Raw genomic sequence first — 17,112 nt, 5'->3', positions numbered from 1 at the left:
CACAGAGCCTAGGCAAACCTTGCCGAGCCCGATCTTTTTCAAGCTATATCAGTGCCATGGCCCCAGGCATGCCTCGTCAACTCCTAAAATTACATCACTTCCTGATTCAATACTTTTAATATGAGAATAGATGTGGGGCAGTTGGTGCTGAATCCAATAGCGAGCGGATTGAATTTTTCCATAGTAAAAGCTTGCTTCCCGGTCAGATGCAAACTTTTTCTGTAGCTCGTCCCCAGTCAGGCTCATTACAGAAGAATCTATTTTTTGGCTCGCAAGAGTCATAGCCCAAATATGCATCCACGAAAAGCTTAGGTTGGTGAAGCACTTCAACAGCGGCACTGCATGGGCTAGGACCCCATGAACTCCCTTGCTCTGAAGTTCTTTGCCCAACGTCATACAGATTTGATCCATAGCTTTAAGAGCTGAATCGATGGCATCTATATAAGCATCATCGATAACTCCTTTAGCCTCTGCCAGGGATTGACTCACCGTCTTGCGATAGATCTTGTAATTAAATTGATCTGGATTCATTAGGAGTTTTCTTAGCATCAAGTCAGTGGCTTGGATGCCGTTAGTACCCTCGTATATGGCACAGATTTTCGAATCCCTAGCATATTGCTCGACTTGGTATTCGCTGCAGTAGCCATAGCCGCCGTGCACTTGGATTGCCTCTGAGGTCACTAGCCAAGCCTCGTCAGTAACTCCAGCCTTTAAGATTGGGATAAGGAAATCAAGAAGTGCCGAGGCTTCTTTGGCTTTGTCACCTGTTTCCACCTCCTTGAGGTCCATCTGCAAACTCGCATAATGGGTGAGTGCGCGCATGCCTTCCGAGCAGGACTTCATGTACATCAGCATACGTTTGACATCTGCATGCTGAGTAATGCCGATACTGACGTGATCCTTTTTCTGGATGTCATAACCTTGAACTCTATCTTTAGCATAGGCTAAGGCATGCTGGTAGGCGGCACTGGCTAACGAAAGGCCTTGGCCCGCTACGTCAAGGCGAGCTTCATTCATCATCTCAAACATGATTTTCATACCTTGGCATTCTTCACCAATCAGATAACCAACACATTTGTTTTGATCACCATAGTTGAGAGTGCATGTAGCGCTGCCTTTGATTCCCATCTTATGCTCTATATTCGCACAGAAAACGTCGTTGCGATCACCTAAGGTATTACCATCTGAAGTGTGAAACTTGGGAACGGCAAATATCGAGATTCCTCTGGTTCCCTGGGGAGCTCCTTCAGTTCTCGCTAAGACTAGGTGAATGATATTTTCGTAAAGATCATTTTCACCGGAGCTGATAAATATTTTGTTCCCGCTCAGGAGGTAGCTGCCGTCGCTCTGCTTGACAGCTTTAGTTTTTAGGGCTCCAACATCAGAGCCTGCCTCTGGCTCCGTGAGACACATTGTTCCACCCCAGCGGCCTTCGATCATAGGTGCAAGGAAGCGGTCTTTTAAATTTTGATCGCCATGGCGACGGATGATATTTGCAGCTCCCATAGTCAAGGTTCCGTACATAGTAAGCGGCAGTGAGCCAGCGCAAATATATTCCAGTGCACCTCGCCAAACAGATTCTGGCACTCCTGAGCCGCCGTGCTCAGCAGGTGTGATCATTCCCGGAAAACCTGCCTCGATAAATGCTTTGAAAGCCCCATGGTAGCTTTCGGGGACTTTTACAGATTTATCATTTGCATTATAAACCGCTCCGACTTCATCTCCTGAGCGGTTTGCAGGGTAGAACTGATCCGCAGCTATTTGTTCCCCAAGGCTCCAAATCGCCTTAAACATCTCTTCATCAAAATCTGCAAATCGATCGTATTTGACCAAATCCTGGACCTTCAGCTGTTCTAAAAATACAAATTGGTGGTCTCTAGTATCAACGAGTTTCTGTGCCATAAGTAGCCTCTTCAGTTATTTTGAGTAACGTATCATACGACTGGAACCAGGACTTCGTCTAGCTGGTATCCAAAAAATTCACAGGGTATTTTAGGCCAATCCACGTTGGATGCTAGACGGACCAAGTGCTGCCCCATCTGGGATTACATGGTCCCTCATTAGTTGCTGTGTATGATCCCATAGGGTTGATTCTAGCGACCGGTATTGTACACCGAGTCCGTTGATGCTTTTTTCGCTACTATAGGCCACTGGGTATGCCAGGTTTCGCTTGAGATAGCGCCAGGGCATGCCTATAAACGGGCCAAATAGATAAAGCAGCAAGTTGGGTAATGGTTTCTTAGGGAGATTCGGGTGTTTAAACTTTTGTGATATGATCTTCGCCATTCTCAGCATGGAGCTGGTTTCAGACACTAAGATATACCGACCATCAACGTGATCTCGTTCGACTGCCGCAATATGTGCATCTGCGACTTCCCGGACATCCACGACCCCGAAATTGAGCCGTGGTACGCCGGCCTTAAAGCGGCCATCAAAGTAGGATTTTATGATCTTAGTACTCGTGCCATCCATACGATGGGATAGGGCTGGTCCTAGAATTAAACCAGGGTTCATGGTTATCAACTGCCATTGTTCCTGACTTCTAAAGACTTGCCATGCTTCCCGCTCGGCGATAGTTTTTGAAAAAGCATAGGGTTGATGATGTAAGGTACTTGTGGTGTTCCAGTCAGCCTCGTTTGCTGGGCGGCCCAAGCTTTGAACATCAGCATTGTCACCGGCCACTGCGGCGACACTACTGGTGAGGATGACTTTCTCCACAGATTGCGACTTACTGACCGCAGAAAGAACGTTGCGAGTCCCTTCAAGAGAAGGGTCCACTAGCTCTTTCTGAGCAGACTTGATGGATTCGACCTGAAATGGAGATGCAGTGTGAAATACGAAGCGACAGCCTTGAGCATGAGGATCGAATGAGCCCAGCTGAAGAAGGTCTGCTTCCACTAAATCTAGGGTCGTTGGAAACTCCTCTTGCATCTTGACAAGGTGCTTAACCTTGTTTTGGTTAGCGAGAGAGCGAACGCTAGCTGTGACATGGTAACCGCGATCGAGTAGCTTCCTCACGATCCAAGATGCAACATACCCACTGCCTCCAGTAACCAGAACTTTGGTGACATCAGCCTTGTTCATACTAAAAGGCTCCTTCTTCTGATTGAGAATGATTGTCATCGATTTGAAGGGGGGATGCCTTTTCTTGTCGTAGAAAAAGCTCTAGGAGCCACAGAGGTGGCTTCCGCACTGGGCGACCTTCGTTGTTAACAAGGATGACTTGGAAGTCTCCCTGGCAGTAGGTAATGCTCATATCTTCGCTTTGAATCTCGAAGTTAACATTAAATCGTGGTCCTTTCCACTCGGGGACAAAGGACTTCACATAAATACGGCAAGTGCTCTCGATGGGTTTGCGGTAGTTTATATGGGATTGCGCTAGAAAGAACATGTACCCGCGGTCGATGATCTCGCGATTCGTCATTCCCATCTGCTCTTCCATGTAACGAAATCTAGTGGTGTTTACGTAGTCCAGATAGTGTTTGGCATTAACATGGCCATAGATATCAAGATCACTAAAACGAGTATCAATAAAACCTTCGAAAATTATGGGAATCATAGATCATCTATCCTTTGTCACCATTATAAATTTGACGTGATTAGGTTCATCATAGATGTTTCGTTATCGATTGCAAAGCACAGGAACGAGACGCCATGGAGGAAGAGCCCAAGCATGAATGCTGGACCCTTATTCTACGCGAAGATTTTGAAAAAACGACACAATGGTAGCTCGGTTTTTCTTACAAGCTAAATGTAGACATAAACAGGGGCAAAGCAAGGCAACTCATCGTGGTTCACTGGCCCATTTAGAGATGCGCGAATTTGATTCGTGGTGATTTGATTGGGGAACTGATACAGTCCCGGTTTTCCAGTTGCCTGGGCTCGAAGCCATTGGCCGTTATAGCGAGCTTCAATTCTGAGTATGCTTGAGTTTGTCGGACAGGTTTCTAAGTCTAAAAATATTCGATCCATCGTATAAAGGTCATCGAGCCATAAAACCTCATTACGCAGCAGACCACCTTCAAAATAGACCTCACCGACCCATACTTGCTCATCGTTATCCTCCGGCGGCTCAGGGTCCTGAGGAGGAGTGCCCTTGCTGCCAAGCCATAAGATGCTATTGCCTGGAAGCTGGAATCGCGCGAATCTCTCGAACTGGCATCGTCTCGCAGCTGCTAAGCGATTGGCCCGTTGGATGGTGAACGGGCCTGGTCGTTGCACGCAAAATGGGATGGAGCCAACGCTCTTACTCTGGCGCCCGTCCTCAAAATAAATGTAGTACTGCTGGCTTGGATTGTTGAAGGCAAGCTCGCGACATTCAGTGGGCTCCACGGAGTACCAGCCTCGTGAAACATAAGAACCTAGATCGTAGTAGGCAACAGCAACAAACTGCTTATAAGTAAGATTGTTGCAGACCTTAAAGCCAAGTACTGACGATGACAGCAGTAGGCTGAGGCCTAAGAACAGAAGTCTCATTCAATAATCCCTTCCCAAAGTTTTAATTTAGAAAAAGAGATAGCCAATTGAATACCAAATGACAAGAAATTATTACTGAGCGGCATGATCTATAATATGTATCGTTCTCTGCGAGAGGCTTACCCCTGAGGCATTTGAGGGAACTGAACATCTGGCATAAATTTCATATTAAACTTTGAGTAACGTGCAGAGGCATCCCACGCATTTGAGCCTTGTCCCGCAGGTTAAGAGACCGCGAGAAATATCTAAGTATCTAGTTTGATTGGAAAGTGCCATTGGCATATTACCTGCAAAGTCTAGGTAAAACGAAAAATAGGCATATAGGGAGCAAATGCAATGACACTTCACGTAGATCACTCCATGACTCGCAAGATTGTTACTATCGGACCAGAAACCTCTCCTGACATTGCTCGTCGCATCATGAAAGAAGCAAACTTTCGTCATCTTCCTGTAATCAATCAAGATGGATCATTGGTGGGAATCCTTAGCGATCGGGATCTTCTATCTTGCCAAAACTGCCCTTCAGATGCTGATTCAATTGAAACAGTAGAGCAGTGTATGACGCCCAACCCTCTGACATGTACGAAAGATATTAGTATGCAAGAGGTTGCTAAGATCATGATTGATCGAAAGATCGATTGTTTGCCTATTGTGGAGGGAGGGGAATTGGTTGGATTGATTACTTCAACTGATCTTCTGGAGCTTTTAGCTTCCGGTCGGATGAGTGACGAACCTCGTATTCCCTGGAACTTTCAGTTTGCCAACATGACCCCGGTTCAGCCGATACCCTAATCGACTGGTGCATATAGTCAAATATTCCCAAGAGCCTGATGACTCCTGGGAATTTTTTTGCATTACTCAGGGATGAGTGTGACGGCGTATTTTTCCTCACCATACACATTAATTTGTTTCACTGTCATTTTCTTCGATTTGCTATCGATATCAACACAGCCAAAGAATTGATAACCATCTGATGGAGGTCTGTTGGCGGGGAGGTTGGTCGGTATACTCAGAAATTTAAGCTCTGGGCCAAAGGTATTATCAAATTCATTGGGGCCAAAAGTTCCCGCATGAAGGGGCCCAGACACAAATTCCCAAAATGGCTTGAAGTCCTTAAACACAGCTTTCTTCGGATTATAGTAGTGAGCAGCTGCATAGTGTACATCGGCAGTCAGCCAAATAATATTTTTGATATCTTGATCAGAGATAAAGCTGAGAAGTTGTGCGATCTCTAGCTCGCGACCCAAGGCTGGCCCATCACCATTGGCTCCGTTCTCAAAATTATCACCATCACGGACTAAGAGGCCTATGGGTATATCACTTGCAATCACTTTCCAAGTAGATTCGGACTTTGCTAGCGAGGACTTGAGCCAATTGAGCTGCTCTTTACCGAGAAAATCTGTGGCAGCTGATGGAGTGAGCTGGGTGTTGGGGCTGTTAGCAGCTCGGAAAGAGCGGAGATCGATCATGAAGATCTCTAGATCATCTCCATATTGAAACTTGCGATAGATTCGCTCGTTTATTTGAAATCGAGGAGCTATAGGGGTGAACTCCAGGAAAGCTTTTTTAGCTCGTGCGGCCAATAGGTCAACACTCTTAACCCGATAGCGGTCATCGTTGAGTATCTCACCAGGATACCAGTTGTTGACAGTCTCATGATCGTCCCATTGAAAATACTGTGGCACTTCGCGATTGAATGCTTGGATGTTAGTGTCGAGTAGATTGTATTGATACTGGCCTCGAAACTCCTTCAAAGTTTCGGCGACTTTGCGTTTTTCTGGAGTTACAATATTTTTCCAGATGCTACCATCATCCAGCTCAACTTCCTCCTGAAGTGGCCCATCAGCATAAATACAATCACCAGAGTGAATGAAAAAATCCGGCTTCATCCGACGCATTGTCTCGTAGATTCGCATCCCTCCCCATTCCGGATTGATTCCCCAGCCTTGGCCTGCCGTATCACCAGACCAGAGAAATCGGGTCATACCTTTTGCCTTTTTCATCAAAGGAATACTACCTTCAATGATGTCTGACCGTGAACCAGTTTCAAGATCGATAAAGTAGACTCTGTAATAGAGCCGATCGATTGGTGGTAGCTTGTCAATCAGAAGTTTAACAGTGTAATCATCGTCTTCTAAAGCTGCTGGCCCATCGAGCTTCCTAAAAAAATATAAGAAGTCTTCATCGTTTGAAATTTCAACTTGAAGCCGGCTGGGGCGATCACAGGCGGCCCAGAGGGTGACGTCGGTTTCGGTAAGATCTCCCCACTGAATTCCGTAGGGCATCCGCGGTGTAGGGCCTAGGGGCTGAGGTGAGGACTGATCGGCATCTCCTCTAACGATACCCGAGCCGATAAAAGCAGTGCTGCCTAAGATAGCTCCACCTTTCAATAGAAAGCGCCGATTTACACCCATTTCACTGTGGTCTTTGTGGTCCATTTGGGTCTCCTTTTCATGAGGCTAGTGGTGGCTGTATCGTAGGAGTAAAGGATGAAGGCTTATTAAAAAGTTGGTTCTTAGTCTTATAGGAATATTCACAAGCTGTTTATTTCAAGGGTTTTCGCGGTGAAGTAGCGCCTTGCCAGTTCGGGTGATCCTGGGTAGACTTGAGTGTTTTTAAAAGCTGCAAACCTTGGAGTATACGTCATGAGAGTCCTTCTTAGCCTCTGTATCATCTTGTCCAGCACCTGCTTCGCAAAAGACTATGGCGAGGCTTTGAAGCCGAACTTGCCAAAGATCAGCCTTAAAAAAGATGAGAAATTAAAGAATCTTAATAAGCCTATAGAGTTAAAAGGGCAGGTTAAAAAAGTGTGTCAAAAAAAAGGATGCTGGATGGTCCTAGATGACGGCCACGACGCGATTCGTATCACGTTTAAGGGCTACAGCTTCTTCGTGCCTATGAAGCTTGAAGGCCAGACAGTGCGAGCACAAGGCATCCTTCAGAAGAAAGTTCGAACAGTTGGTCAGCAAAAGCACTTTCTCGAAGACGCTGGAGCAAGCCAGAAAGAGATAGATAAGATTAAAGACGATAAGACTGTTTATGAGTTTGTGGCTACAGGAGTTAAGACTGAGAATACGATCTAAGCGATAAATCTTAGGATTCAGGGGGAGTTTTATCCCCCACGGTTATAGCAGTAGATACCCCATGGCAGTGACGAAGATCAAACCTAAGACACTGATGAAGCCACCTGTTTTTAGAAGATCACGAGAATCGATAAGCCCTGTAGAATACGCCAAGGCATTGGGCGGTGTGCTGATAGGAAACGCCATTCCAAATGAACAGACCAAAGCGATCTGAACGAGAGCAACGGCCATCGAATCATCAGCCTGAAATCCAGTGACGACAGTTGCTACCAAAGGCAAAAGAAGGTTAGCTGTGGCAGTATTGGAAATAAAGTTTGCCATTAGATAGGCGAGGGCTGAAAACACGATCAGCAGTAAGGCGATGGACATGGCAGCTGTTGGAATGAGTTCGATTAGTTTTTGACTTAAACCGGAATCAGCCATTCCTTGCCCCAGAGCAATACCACCAGCAATGAGCCAAAGTACTTCCCAATTGAACTTCTTGATGTCTCCCTTATCCAAAATTCCGGTTGCAAAGAAAATGGTCAAAGGAATGGACGCGACAATATAGGAATTTAAGCCATGAAAGGCACTGGTAAGCCATAGAAAAATAGTCGATGCAAAGGTGCCATAGAAGATCATAGCCACCCGTGGCCTGACTTTGGGGCGCTCGATCTTGAGTTCGAGCCGTGGCGTTGCTGGCTTATATAAAGTATTTAGCCACCACCACCCCAGAGTTAAGAAGAGAATGACCAAAGGAATGCCAAAGGCCATCCAGCTACCGAAGCTTATGGGTGTATTGGCACTCAGATATTTCAGAGCAACTGCATTGGGAGGGGTGCCGATGGGCGTACCAATTCCACCAACATTGGCAGCAAGCGGCACCGACAGCAGAAAGCCTTTTCGCGATGGTTCATCCTCCGGTAGGCCAGCTAGAACTGGACTCAGTATGGCGAGCATCATGGCAGTGGTAGCAGTATTGCTCATGAACATGGAGAATAGTGCTGTGATCACCATCATACCAAGCATAATAAATCGAGGTCTGGTACCGAAGGGCTTGAGTAGTGAATGAGCCATGATACGATCAATCTTATACTTGTTGGCTGCAGACGCTAAGCTGAATCCCCCTAAAAAAAGAATGACAATGGGAGACGCAAAGTTAGCCATAACATCTTGGTAAGCCAGTGGTGCTCCGTCATCGACAAGCCACTTCAAGCCACGATCCGACAAAAAAATGAGCTGCAAGCATATGATGAGTAAGCCAGTTGCATATACCGGGATCAATTCTGAAATCCACAGCACAACCGCTAGGATCATGATCGCGAGCATTCTGCCCTGGTAAGCTTCCAGTGAACTTAGACTCGGGAATAAAAGGAGGATCACCGAAAACAATACTGCAAGCCATGAGGCGATATTTATTTTGGCCATCATAGATCACCTCGTTCATGAATGAAATTAAATATCTTTTCCTGGTTCAGAATTCGGGTAAACCGTTCTGGTTGGCTATCAAAAGCGATAACATAGTCTGTTAGCAAGTTTTTCACAGCCTTAGAAAACTCAACAGGGTCCCAAGGTTTAGCAATATAGTGATCTAAACCACCTTGGTTGATCGCCTTGATCGTATCTTGATGATCAGCCTGGCCGGTGAGAAGAAGCTTCTTGCTGGCTTGAGTCATGGATCGGTGTTCAAGTTCGATTAGAAAATCGACACCCAACTTATTTGGCATCAGATGATCGCAAATAATAAGTGCTAATTGACCCTCGTCGGCTTCAAACTCCTCAATCACTTCGAGCGCTTCATCGGCTGATTCAGCCGTTTCTAGGGTGAACATGGAGCTTAGGTCTTGTAATTCCGATTTAACGGTAAATAAGACATCGCGGTCGTCATCAACAATAAGAATAAGATAGTTCATAAGCGCCCTCCAATCGTTGGAATACGAACTGTTACAGTAGTTCCCTGATGCACCTTAGAAGCAATACGAATATCGCCACCGTGTTCCATAACAATGCTTTTGCAAATAGGTAAGCCCAAACCCATTCCTACTTGGCCCTGCTTTTTCGTGCTAAAATACAGGTCAAAGGCTTTTTCAAGCTGAACATCACTCATCCCAATGCCATTATCGTGAAAGGCTACTTCCACATAGTTTTCTTTGGCAACGGTTGAGATTCTAATATTTTGTGTGTCTTGGCTTTCCATAGCGTCCAGGGCGTTGTTGATAATATTCGTCCAGACTTGGTTGAGCTTGCTAGGATAACCCATGACAGGGGATAGAGTTCCATAGTCTTTCACCACTGAAACTAGCTTAATTCGATGCTGTAGCATGAGAAGAGTTTCTTCAATTCCCTGATGAATGTCCACTGGCTCACGTTCTCGCTTGCCTGGCTTGGCATAGTTGCGAAGGCTACGTACTAGGTTGTCAAGACGTTGGCTACTGCTTGCTATGGTCTTTAAGAATCTGCCTGTTTGAAAGTATGATTGAAGTATCCCCGTAGCCTTCTGATAGGTCTCAAACTCCTTTAAGATTGCTTTTAGAATATCCCTATCGTGAAATGACATTTCTGCAAATTCCGTTGCTGCGGATTCAGGTAGTCCCATCTTTTCTAAATCCCTGCGCCTCTGTCTCAAGTCGCGACTCGATAAGGACGCTAGCTGATAACCTTGCTCAAACGCTCGCCACCTAAAATCACCTTCGTGTCCATTACTGTTAACGATCGACTCAAGGCACTCACCCAGCTGAGGTATCGAACTCATGATTGCAGCTACGGGATTGTTCAATTCGTGAGCGATCCCAGCTACCAATTGTCCTAATGTGGCCATTTTTTCGGTATCAACTAGCTTTATCTGGATGGCTTTTAAATCAGCCAATGCTTTCTGTAGTTGAAGGTTTGTTTCGACGTGCAAACGAACTCTGCCTGAGATCTGCCTAAGGAGGATGTTGATAAACTGGACTGTAAACTCTTGGGAGTGATTGAGTATCAGTTCCAAGGTCTCGCTGTTTAACTGAAGTAGCTCCAAGTCTTCTTCTGCAAAGATACTTGTGTAGGCTTTGTTGCCTAAAAAATGAGCCATCGAACCCAAAATAGAGCCTGGTCCCTCGCGCATGACCTCGGTTTCGGAAAGGTCATGATCACGCTTGCGATGACTCACAGTGCCAGAAAGTATCACGCAGAGGATGTCGAGAGGTTTGCCCTCCTGACAGATCTGCGTCCCCGCAGGATGCTGAACGATCAGTGTAGAAAGTGTTGGCTCCAATTTGAGCCGATTCATACTTTCTCTAAGGCTTGCCGTCAGTTCTTGGTTGCTATGTTTTTGGGGGGCTATGAGACTACCTTTTAGTTCTTCAAAATTTTTAGCCAGGGACGCTCGCTCTGTTTCTTTATCATATAAGGCTTGCCGATACCGTCGATGGGAAACCAGATTTTCGTAGTATTCCACTTGATCGAAAGCATGGTGCAGAAAGTAATCCGACAGGAGATCTTTTACAGTGCGATAAAAATCAGCCTGCTCCCAAGGAACAGCAATCAAACGTATATCAAGATCGGTATTCATCATGTCTTTGATTAAGGAAAAGTCGCTTTCTTGGGCGAGAAGCACCTTGAATGATGGATCAGGAGATTTTGCAAAAAAGTCTAGCAAAGCTTTTTTACCCAACTGACCATCAGCCAAGAAAATGGGTTGGAGGAGTTCATTATCTTCTACAACTGGTCTTTCGCTAATGATGTTCAATTCGATCTGAGTTCCAAATAAATCATGTATCTCAGACTGAACCAAATCAGAGAGATTTTGCGACTTGCTAAGCAAGGAAATTTGAATGGTCTTTCGATGTGTCACAGTTCTCCAGCTCCTACCAAGATCCACCTTTAGGTGAGCAAATCTTATTCCAATAATTTTCGTAAGTTAACTAGATTTAATGACATGGTTTAGCGGGTTTTGCTGCGATAGCAGCGTTTTATTGCTCAGTTTTTGCTCATTTGGACAATTTTGTACGGCTCGCCTCTGAGAGAAAGTGTATAAATATTGAGCAATTTGGTAATTAAACAAGATAACGATATCAAATAGTTATAAAAGGTATTAATTGTGCATGAACCTGAGTAATTACAAGGAGCTGATATGCTGGCAGGCTGGCAGAAGCAAATCGCGATTCTAGGTTTAGTTCTAGGCTTTTGTGGCCTTTCTGGGGATGAGTTGCGCCTATCTCAGAATGCTAGACTGGACCATTTGGTTCACTTGGCGAAAGAGCGCTGTGAAAAGGCTCCCCAAGAAACACCCTTGATTTATGATGATGACTATACTTGGAGTTACCAATACAAAGACATACCAGAGCTATTCCGAAAGCTATATCGGAGTGGCAAGCGACTCGGCAAAGCTCTCTATTTTGATTCCAACCGTGGTTCGTTTATGTTGCCTATAGGTAAGAATGGCGAAGCGATCGCAGTTCCTGAAAGGTTTTTGAAAGCTTTGATTGCTCATGTGGAGAAGGCCCTTGCCAAAGGCTATGCAGACTATATTTTCCTAGCAGATTTCGGCCATGGTCACTTTCATATTCCTAAGGATGTTTTTGATCGGCGCTTGTCAGCACTGGAAGGTCACGAGGCCTACGATGCAGCTGTTTTTGATTTGATTGTTAACGAACCTGGTGTCAAGATACTCTATCATTCCGCTGAAATGTTCTTATTCTTCGGTGCGGAAAAAGACTTTAGAAGCCTTTCTGGGCCTGAGCAGTTCCGGAACCTCAATCGTAATCTGGTGGGTGGCTTCGACCAAGGCAAAGAGTTGAGCTTGGCGGACCGAGGCCGTGAACCTGTTTCACAACTTCCTGGTTTCGCAAAAGTGGCTCAGGACCTCGATCTTAGCGCTAGCGTCAACGGCTGCTTGCCATTTGAGGCCCGTGGCAGGAGGTTTTACTTCGACATCAGCCGTTTTAGCCCTGGCTTGAGTCCTGATAGCTTTGCAAGCCAGTAGCTTTCCATTAAAGCATTGAATCACTCTTCACATATTTATCAATTATTTTCTGATACCGCCCATCAGATTTGAGTTTGGCCAAGCCCTTATTAAACTGCTCTGCAATCTCTTTGTTCTGAAAAGCCATGTGATAGTGCGATGGCTCGAAGATCGCATGATAGGTCACCTCCGGGCTTGTATCTACATCCTTAATTTTTTGATTGTAGTATTTAAAAATATTGATATCTCCGATGACAACATCAAAAGTCTTGTTGAATAGCCCTCGGTTCTGCACCTCTTGAAATCTCACTTCTTCATACTTTGCTGCTTTGCCGACAGCTTCTTTAAACTCATTTCCCAAATACTTGTCTGCATTTTGGAAGGCAACGATCTTCTTGCCAGCAAGATCATTGAGTCCGTTGATTGTAGTCTTAGAACTTTTGAGTGTGATAGCAAAATTCTGATATTTTATATGACTATCGGTGATGAAAAGGTTTTTTTTGGCGAGATCCTTGGTAACCGTCGCAGCCCCTGCAAAGCCTTTCTTTCTGGCAAGGATCGGCACTTTTTCGAAAGTCGTAAAGATTGGCTTTAGGGTATGGCCATCCATTTCCAGAACCTCGCGAATGATATCCATCTCAATGCCAGTTTCATTTTCTGAAATCACATAGGGAGGAAGGGAAAGACCAAATACAAGCTTGAGTTCTTTCGATTGTGCCAGTTGAGGCATTAAAACAAGGAGGTATAAGACAAAAAGCTTCACGATAATCCTCATCATTCAATTGATATCTGAGTCTTTCTGAATTGTAGCGCTATCTGATTTAAATGGGCAATCGCAAGCTCACAGATTTAGGACCTTTGCTTAAATTTGGGTTTTCTAGCTTAGGTTCTTCTACCTATTGATATGAGTCGTTTGGCAGCGGAGGAGTTGGTGATTAAGTTTTATCAAACATTGTGCTGACTGGGAAGAGTTGAACGTTCAATTGGACAACCTTGTCCTTCTTAGTCACTGCTTCAAGGTGTTTCTGTAGATTCTCATTGAACTCATGGATCATCTTTTTAACGTCCTTTAGGGATTCTTGATCACAGCTAAAGGTAATCGAGCTAATATCCCGGTTATCGGCTGAGACACGGGTGATCGAATCCTTTGCAAGCTCGATCATTCGTTGGTGATAGCGAATAAAGCCAATGCCAGTGACTTCGTGGCCACTAGAAATGCTTGCTGCCTTAGACTCAAATGCTTGACGCTCGTCATTCCACTCAATCAAGTCGAGTTCTTGAAGCAAGTCCATGCTTTCCTGGGCTTGGGTCTCTGTGATCTGGGGGTGAACTTTTGCAGCGACCCACTTTGGATCGTTCTTCGTTTGATCAAGCTGCAGGACTTCAAGAACAATCGGGTGGTACCAGATAGAAAAGAAGTCGAGCCACTTTTTGTCATGGGGTTTGGCGAGAACATCCTTTTTAATTTCTACCAAACGTCCGAAAATCTCATCCCGTTTGATTCCTGAAGTTTCGTTACGATACTCCACCAGGGTTTCGAAGTACTTCTTTTGAGCCCCTTTTAGGTGAAGTCCCAGGGCTATCTTCTTCGCTGTTTTAAGAGTGAGTTTACGGTACCCTCGAATGATTTGATGCATGACGTTGGTTGCTGAAAACCCTAAGTCGACTGCGAATTGGATATAGGAATAGCCCGGTTTGCGATCTTTGACAAAATGATAAGTCTTTTCAAGGTATTGGATGCAGTCCAAATAACCTGTGACAGGAGAATCCTGAACAAACTCGCGAATTAATTTTTTACTAGTCAAATAGCCCATTCTGGTACCTCGTATATATTTTATCGGAAGATTCTCTCCCCGTCTTGAACGAAAAGCGATTAAACGTATGTTTGGATTTACTAAACATACATAAAAAACGTGATTTTTTGTATATCCAGAGATTCTCATAAAAGCCTGATAATAAATTATTAATCGAAATTTTCTAAAGAAAAATCCAAAAAAACCGATAGGAAATGTAGAAGCTAAAGCATTGACCAGACGATCTTGTATCAGATAATTGGATATACAAAAGGAGCGGGGGCTATGAGCCAAGAAAGGGGTTGGAATCTTGAGTCGATTCGGAAGACTCAACACGAAATTGGAAACGAGCTACTACCATTAGTTCAGAATGAAAAGTATGTGGAGGGAATCGAACTATGTTTGAAAAATATCCTTCCTATCGAGGCTAACACAAACAGTGATCTAGTAACAATCTGCTATATCATCAGTGCCTTGAACTTGATCTCGTTTTCACGAGAAGCGAACACTGAGTATCGTGTTTTGGTTCTCAAACTGGAAAAAATCGCAAAATCACTATTAGACAAGAATAATATTAAGGCGGGAAAGTCAAAATTGAGTTTTTTACATGGCCAGCTTAAGCAGGGGTTAGCTGCCATATTGAAAAACGACGGGGACACATGGGGCGCGCTTTGGGAAGCAAGCCTGGGTTTGTATCTATCAAGGGGAAGTGCAAACCCAGTGCTCCCATTTCAACACCTACATTTAGCGATTCAAACTATCGACCGAGGATTTCCACTTCGTGTCAGTAGTATCTTAGATGACATGGAGCAATCTCTAACATCGCCACAGGATCGCCACTTTTTGGATCTAGTCCGGATCAAGACCCTCAGATTATCAGGACAGCATGATAAGGGCATGGCCATCATCAATCGCTTAATCAAAGACAACGGCGAAAGTGATCGCCTACTTTGGGAGAAAGCTTATACAAACGCTATCGTCAACGACGAAACCAAAGAACTCCATCGTTTGCTATTTGGTCGCAATCGAAAGAAGCTTGATTACTCAGAGGCCTACCTCAAATACTGCTTCTGGATGAGAGCCCAGCCAAAACGAGAATTCAATAAGCTTTGTCCGAAGGTCAGTAAACTCAAAAGGCTTTTGAAAGGCTACACGTCCAGCACGAAGTTCAAAAAACTTTTTAAAGTATTGACTGCCATTGAAGAATGCTATGACATTCACATTCCGATGATCTCAAGAGTGAAAAAAATCGGAAAAATTATGCCAGTGATCGAATCCTTAGAGGCAGAATATCGGATCTTGGCATTGGCGGGAATCGTTCGTTGGATGGGACAAAGACAAAAACAAATGGCAGCTATCTTTCATGGCGAGTACCAATCCTTGTCTCTCAAGATGAGCGAGGGCACCAATATCGATATTTTCAAGCTCTTTGAAAGTAATCTTAACGAACTTGAAATGATTAGACCCTTTTATGACACCCTTCATACCTCACCAGTCCAAGAGGAAGATGATGGTCTGAACACGATCGATAAAGCACTCTTCCGATCGCTTTGGTTAAATGGTGATTCAAATCAATCAGACGGCGACGCGACTCAAGCTGTCTTTTGATGAATAGCTTCATAATCTTTGCTTACTCACTCAAACGGCCTACTTTTGTAAAGTGGGCCGTTGCTTTTTTGTGACATTCTTAAATATTCAGTGACATTTTATTAAAAATCATATCGTTGAAGACAATTTCCTCGACAGCTAATTAATATTTAGATAAAAATGCTTAAAACACGGCAGATAACGTCAGGAGAACTACTATGGTAAAGACGAATTCATTGGCTACAGGCTTGTGGCTAAGTGTATTACTTGTGATTTCAAGCGCCTGCGGTCTCGATCGCGATCGCCGCGGACACCAAGCGGCAAGAGAATTAGCTCAATCCCAAGGGATTAAGGAAGTCCAAGCGGATCTGGAAGCCAAGGGGCCTACCAAGAGCAGTGATATTGCTAGCGATCAGTCTTATGACATTGATGATGATACCAGAGAATCGCTTAGTGCGACTGAGGGTATGGTTGTCGAAGTGGTTACCAAAGGTAACGATGACGAGTCGCCATTGGTCGCTTATGTCCCTCAGAAAGACGAAGATGATATCGACGAGCTGATCGCTTTCGATTCCGAAGGGAACGAAGTAAAGCTCGACGCAAAGAAGGTGCCGGAACGCACGGTCATAGTTATCGCGGATGATGAAACACTGCCAGTAGCCGAAGTACCGCAATCAGTGGAAACCATACAGCCATTTGCCGATGAAGCGCTTCGCGGCAGCCATAAATTGGATGACATCCGATTTGCTAATGTAGAGGAGCCGTGGTTTAAAGGTAGTGCTGAAATCTATATGGTTGTGACTTACATTGGTAAGGACGGTAAGGGGGCGACTCAGCTTATCGAGCTACCTGAAGTCGAAGATGAAGATAAGACTTATCGGGTGAACAAGGTCATCCATATCTGGGAAGTGAATCGCTACCAGATCCTTGACATTGCCTTCTTTGAGCATGACTCAGGTTATAACTACAGCGAAATTACAAAAATAGCGGTTGGTGCAGCAGCTTCTATCACAGCTATATTCGTAGATCCAACTGGCACAACACTGGCAGTGGTTCAGGCTGTCAGTTCGGTTCTATCGAAGGTAATTGATGCGATTCCTTCCTCAGCCTGGACAGACGACGATGACTTTATCGACTCCATCAATACAATCGAAAAGTATACAGATGGAACGTTCTATCCTAGCTCTAGGGGAGATGTAGAGGCGAATATAAGCCTTTTTGAACTCAAGATGAACGATGAGTAAGCCACTGT

15 protein-coding genes are annotated in these 17,112 nt (G+C 44.7%); 5 read left to right on the top strand and 10 right to left on the bottom strand.

The window, feature by feature from the left end; translation table 11 throughout:
* Positions 1–48: 48 nt before the first annotated feature.
* The 4 genes from B9N89_RS09930 to B9N89_RS09915 all read right to left on the bottom strand — a co-directional run bounded on the left by B9N89_RS09930 (position 49) and on the right by B9N89_RS09915 (position 4,476).
* Entirely contained in the window at positions 49–1,902 is a 1,854-nt protein-coding gene (locus B9N89_RS09930) for an acyl-CoA dehydrogenase (RefSeq protein WP_132317907.1), read from the bottom strand.
* Positions 1,903–1,992: 90 nt separating this feature from the next.
* Positions 1,993–3,084, bottom strand: a complete 1,092-nt coding sequence (locus B9N89_RS09925; RefSeq protein ID WP_159455278.1) for an NAD-dependent epimerase/dehydratase family protein — start codon at positions 3,082–3,084, stop codon at positions 1,993–1,995.
* Between the two features lies 1 nt (position 3,085).
* On the bottom strand, positions 3,086–3,559 hold the full coding sequence (locus B9N89_RS09920) for an acyl-CoA thioesterase (RefSeq protein ID WP_132317911.1): 474 nt from the start codon (positions 3,557–3,559) through the stop codon (positions 3,086–3,088).
* A gap of 188 nt (positions 3,560–3,747) precedes the next feature.
* Positions 3,748–4,476 carry a DUF1036 domain-containing protein gene (locus tag B9N89_RS09915; RefSeq protein WP_132317913.1) on the bottom strand — a complete coding sequence of 243 codons (729 nt, stop codon included), beginning with the start codon at positions 4,474–4,476 and terminating at the stop codon, positions 3,748–3,750.
* 336 nt (positions 4,477–4,812) lie between these two features.
* Between B9N89_RS09915 and B9N89_RS09910 the strand changes: the two genes are divergently transcribed.
* Positions 4,813–5,268 (top strand): CBS domain-containing protein, encoded by a 456-nt coding sequence (locus tag B9N89_RS09910; protein WP_132317915.1) that lies wholly within the window; start codon positions 4,813–4,815, stop codon positions 5,266–5,268.
* 62 nt (positions 5,269–5,330) lie between these two features.
* Here B9N89_RS09910 and B9N89_RS09905 read toward each other — a convergent pair whose 3' ends face one another.
* Positions 5,331–6,914 carry an alkaline phosphatase D family protein gene (locus B9N89_RS09905; protein ID WP_132317917.1) on the bottom strand — a complete coding sequence of 528 codons (1,584 nt, stop codon included), beginning with the start codon at positions 6,912–6,914 and terminating at the stop codon, positions 5,331–5,333.
* A gap of 207 nt (positions 6,915–7,121) precedes the next feature.
* Here B9N89_RS09905 and B9N89_RS09900 point away from each other — a divergent pair, with 207 nt between their 5' ends.
* Positions 7,122–7,559, top strand: a complete 438-nt coding sequence (locus B9N89_RS09900) for a DUF4920 domain-containing protein (protein WP_132317919.1) — start codon at positions 7,122–7,124, stop codon at positions 7,557–7,559.
* 42 nt (positions 7,560–7,601) lie between these two features.
* Here B9N89_RS09900 and B9N89_RS09895 read toward each other — a convergent pair whose 3' ends face one another.
* Genes B9N89_RS09895 through B9N89_RS09885 form a run of 3 tightly spaced genes read right to left on the bottom strand, consistent with a single transcriptional unit; the run spans position 7,602 to position 11,370 of the window.
* On the bottom strand, positions 7,602–8,969 hold the full coding sequence (locus B9N89_RS09895; protein ID WP_200820689.1) for an SLC13 family permease: 1,368 nt from the start codon (positions 8,967–8,969) through the stop codon (positions 7,602–7,604).
* The gene (locus B9N89_RS09890; RefSeq protein ID WP_132317921.1) at positions 8,966–9,451 is read right to left on the bottom strand and encodes a response regulator; all 486 of its coding nucleotides are present in this window, start codon (positions 9,449–9,451) and stop codon (positions 8,966–8,968) included. Before B9N89_RS09890 ends, B9N89_RS09895 begins: the two co-directional genes overlap by 4 nt.
* Positions 9,448–11,370, bottom strand: a complete 1,923-nt coding sequence (locus B9N89_RS09885) for an ATP-binding protein (protein WP_132317923.1) — start codon at positions 11,368–11,370, stop codon at positions 9,448–9,450. The genes B9N89_RS09890 and B9N89_RS09885 overlap by 4 nt, the downstream gene beginning before the upstream one ends.
* A 279-nt stretch (positions 11,371–11,649) precedes the next feature.
* Between B9N89_RS09885 and B9N89_RS09880 the strand changes: the two genes are divergently transcribed.
* The gene (locus tag B9N89_RS09880) at positions 11,650–12,501 is read left to right on the top strand and encodes a hypothetical protein (RefSeq protein ID WP_132317925.1); all 852 of its coding nucleotides are present in this window, start codon (positions 11,650–11,652) and stop codon (positions 12,499–12,501) included.
* 7 nt (positions 12,502–12,508) lie between these two features.
* On the opposite strand, the gene B9N89_RS09875 is transcribed toward B9N89_RS09880, so the two are convergent.
* Together B9N89_RS09875 and B9N89_RS09870 are read right to left on the bottom strand one after the other, a co-directional pair.
* Positions 12,509–13,243, bottom strand: coding sequence for a substrate-binding periplasmic protein (locus tag B9N89_RS09875; RefSeq protein ID WP_159455277.1), 735 nt, complete (start codon positions 13,241–13,243; stop codon positions 12,509–12,511).
* Between the two features lie 172 nt (positions 13,244–13,415).
* On the bottom strand, positions 13,416–14,294 hold the full coding sequence (locus tag B9N89_RS09870) for a TIGR02147 family protein (protein ID WP_159455276.1): 879 nt from the start codon (positions 14,292–14,294) through the stop codon (positions 13,416–13,418).
* 264 nt (positions 14,295–14,558) lie between these two features.
* On the opposite strand from B9N89_RS09870, the gene B9N89_RS09865 reads away from it, so the two are divergent.
* On the top strand, positions 14,559–15,881 hold the full coding sequence (locus B9N89_RS09865; protein WP_132317931.1) for a hypothetical protein: 1,323 nt from the start codon (positions 14,559–14,561) through the stop codon (positions 15,879–15,881).
* Between the two features lie 197 nt (positions 15,882–16,078).
* Positions 16,079–17,104: a DUF3103 family protein gene (locus tag B9N89_RS09860; RefSeq protein WP_132317933.1), complete on the top strand. Its 1,026-nt coding sequence runs from the start codon at positions 16,079–16,081 to the stop codon at positions 17,102–17,104.
* Positions 17,105–17,112 lie beyond the last annotated feature (8 nt).

Source organism: Pseudobacteriovorax antillogorgiicola (assembly GCF_900177345.1).
Classification (GTDB): Bacteria; Bdellovibrionota_B; Oligoflexia; order Oligoflexales; family Oligoflexaceae; genus Pseudobacteriovorax; species Pseudobacteriovorax antillogorgiicola.
The sequence above is the reverse complement of the archived record's forward strand: the minus strand, read 5'-3'. Positions and strand labels throughout refer to the sequence as shown.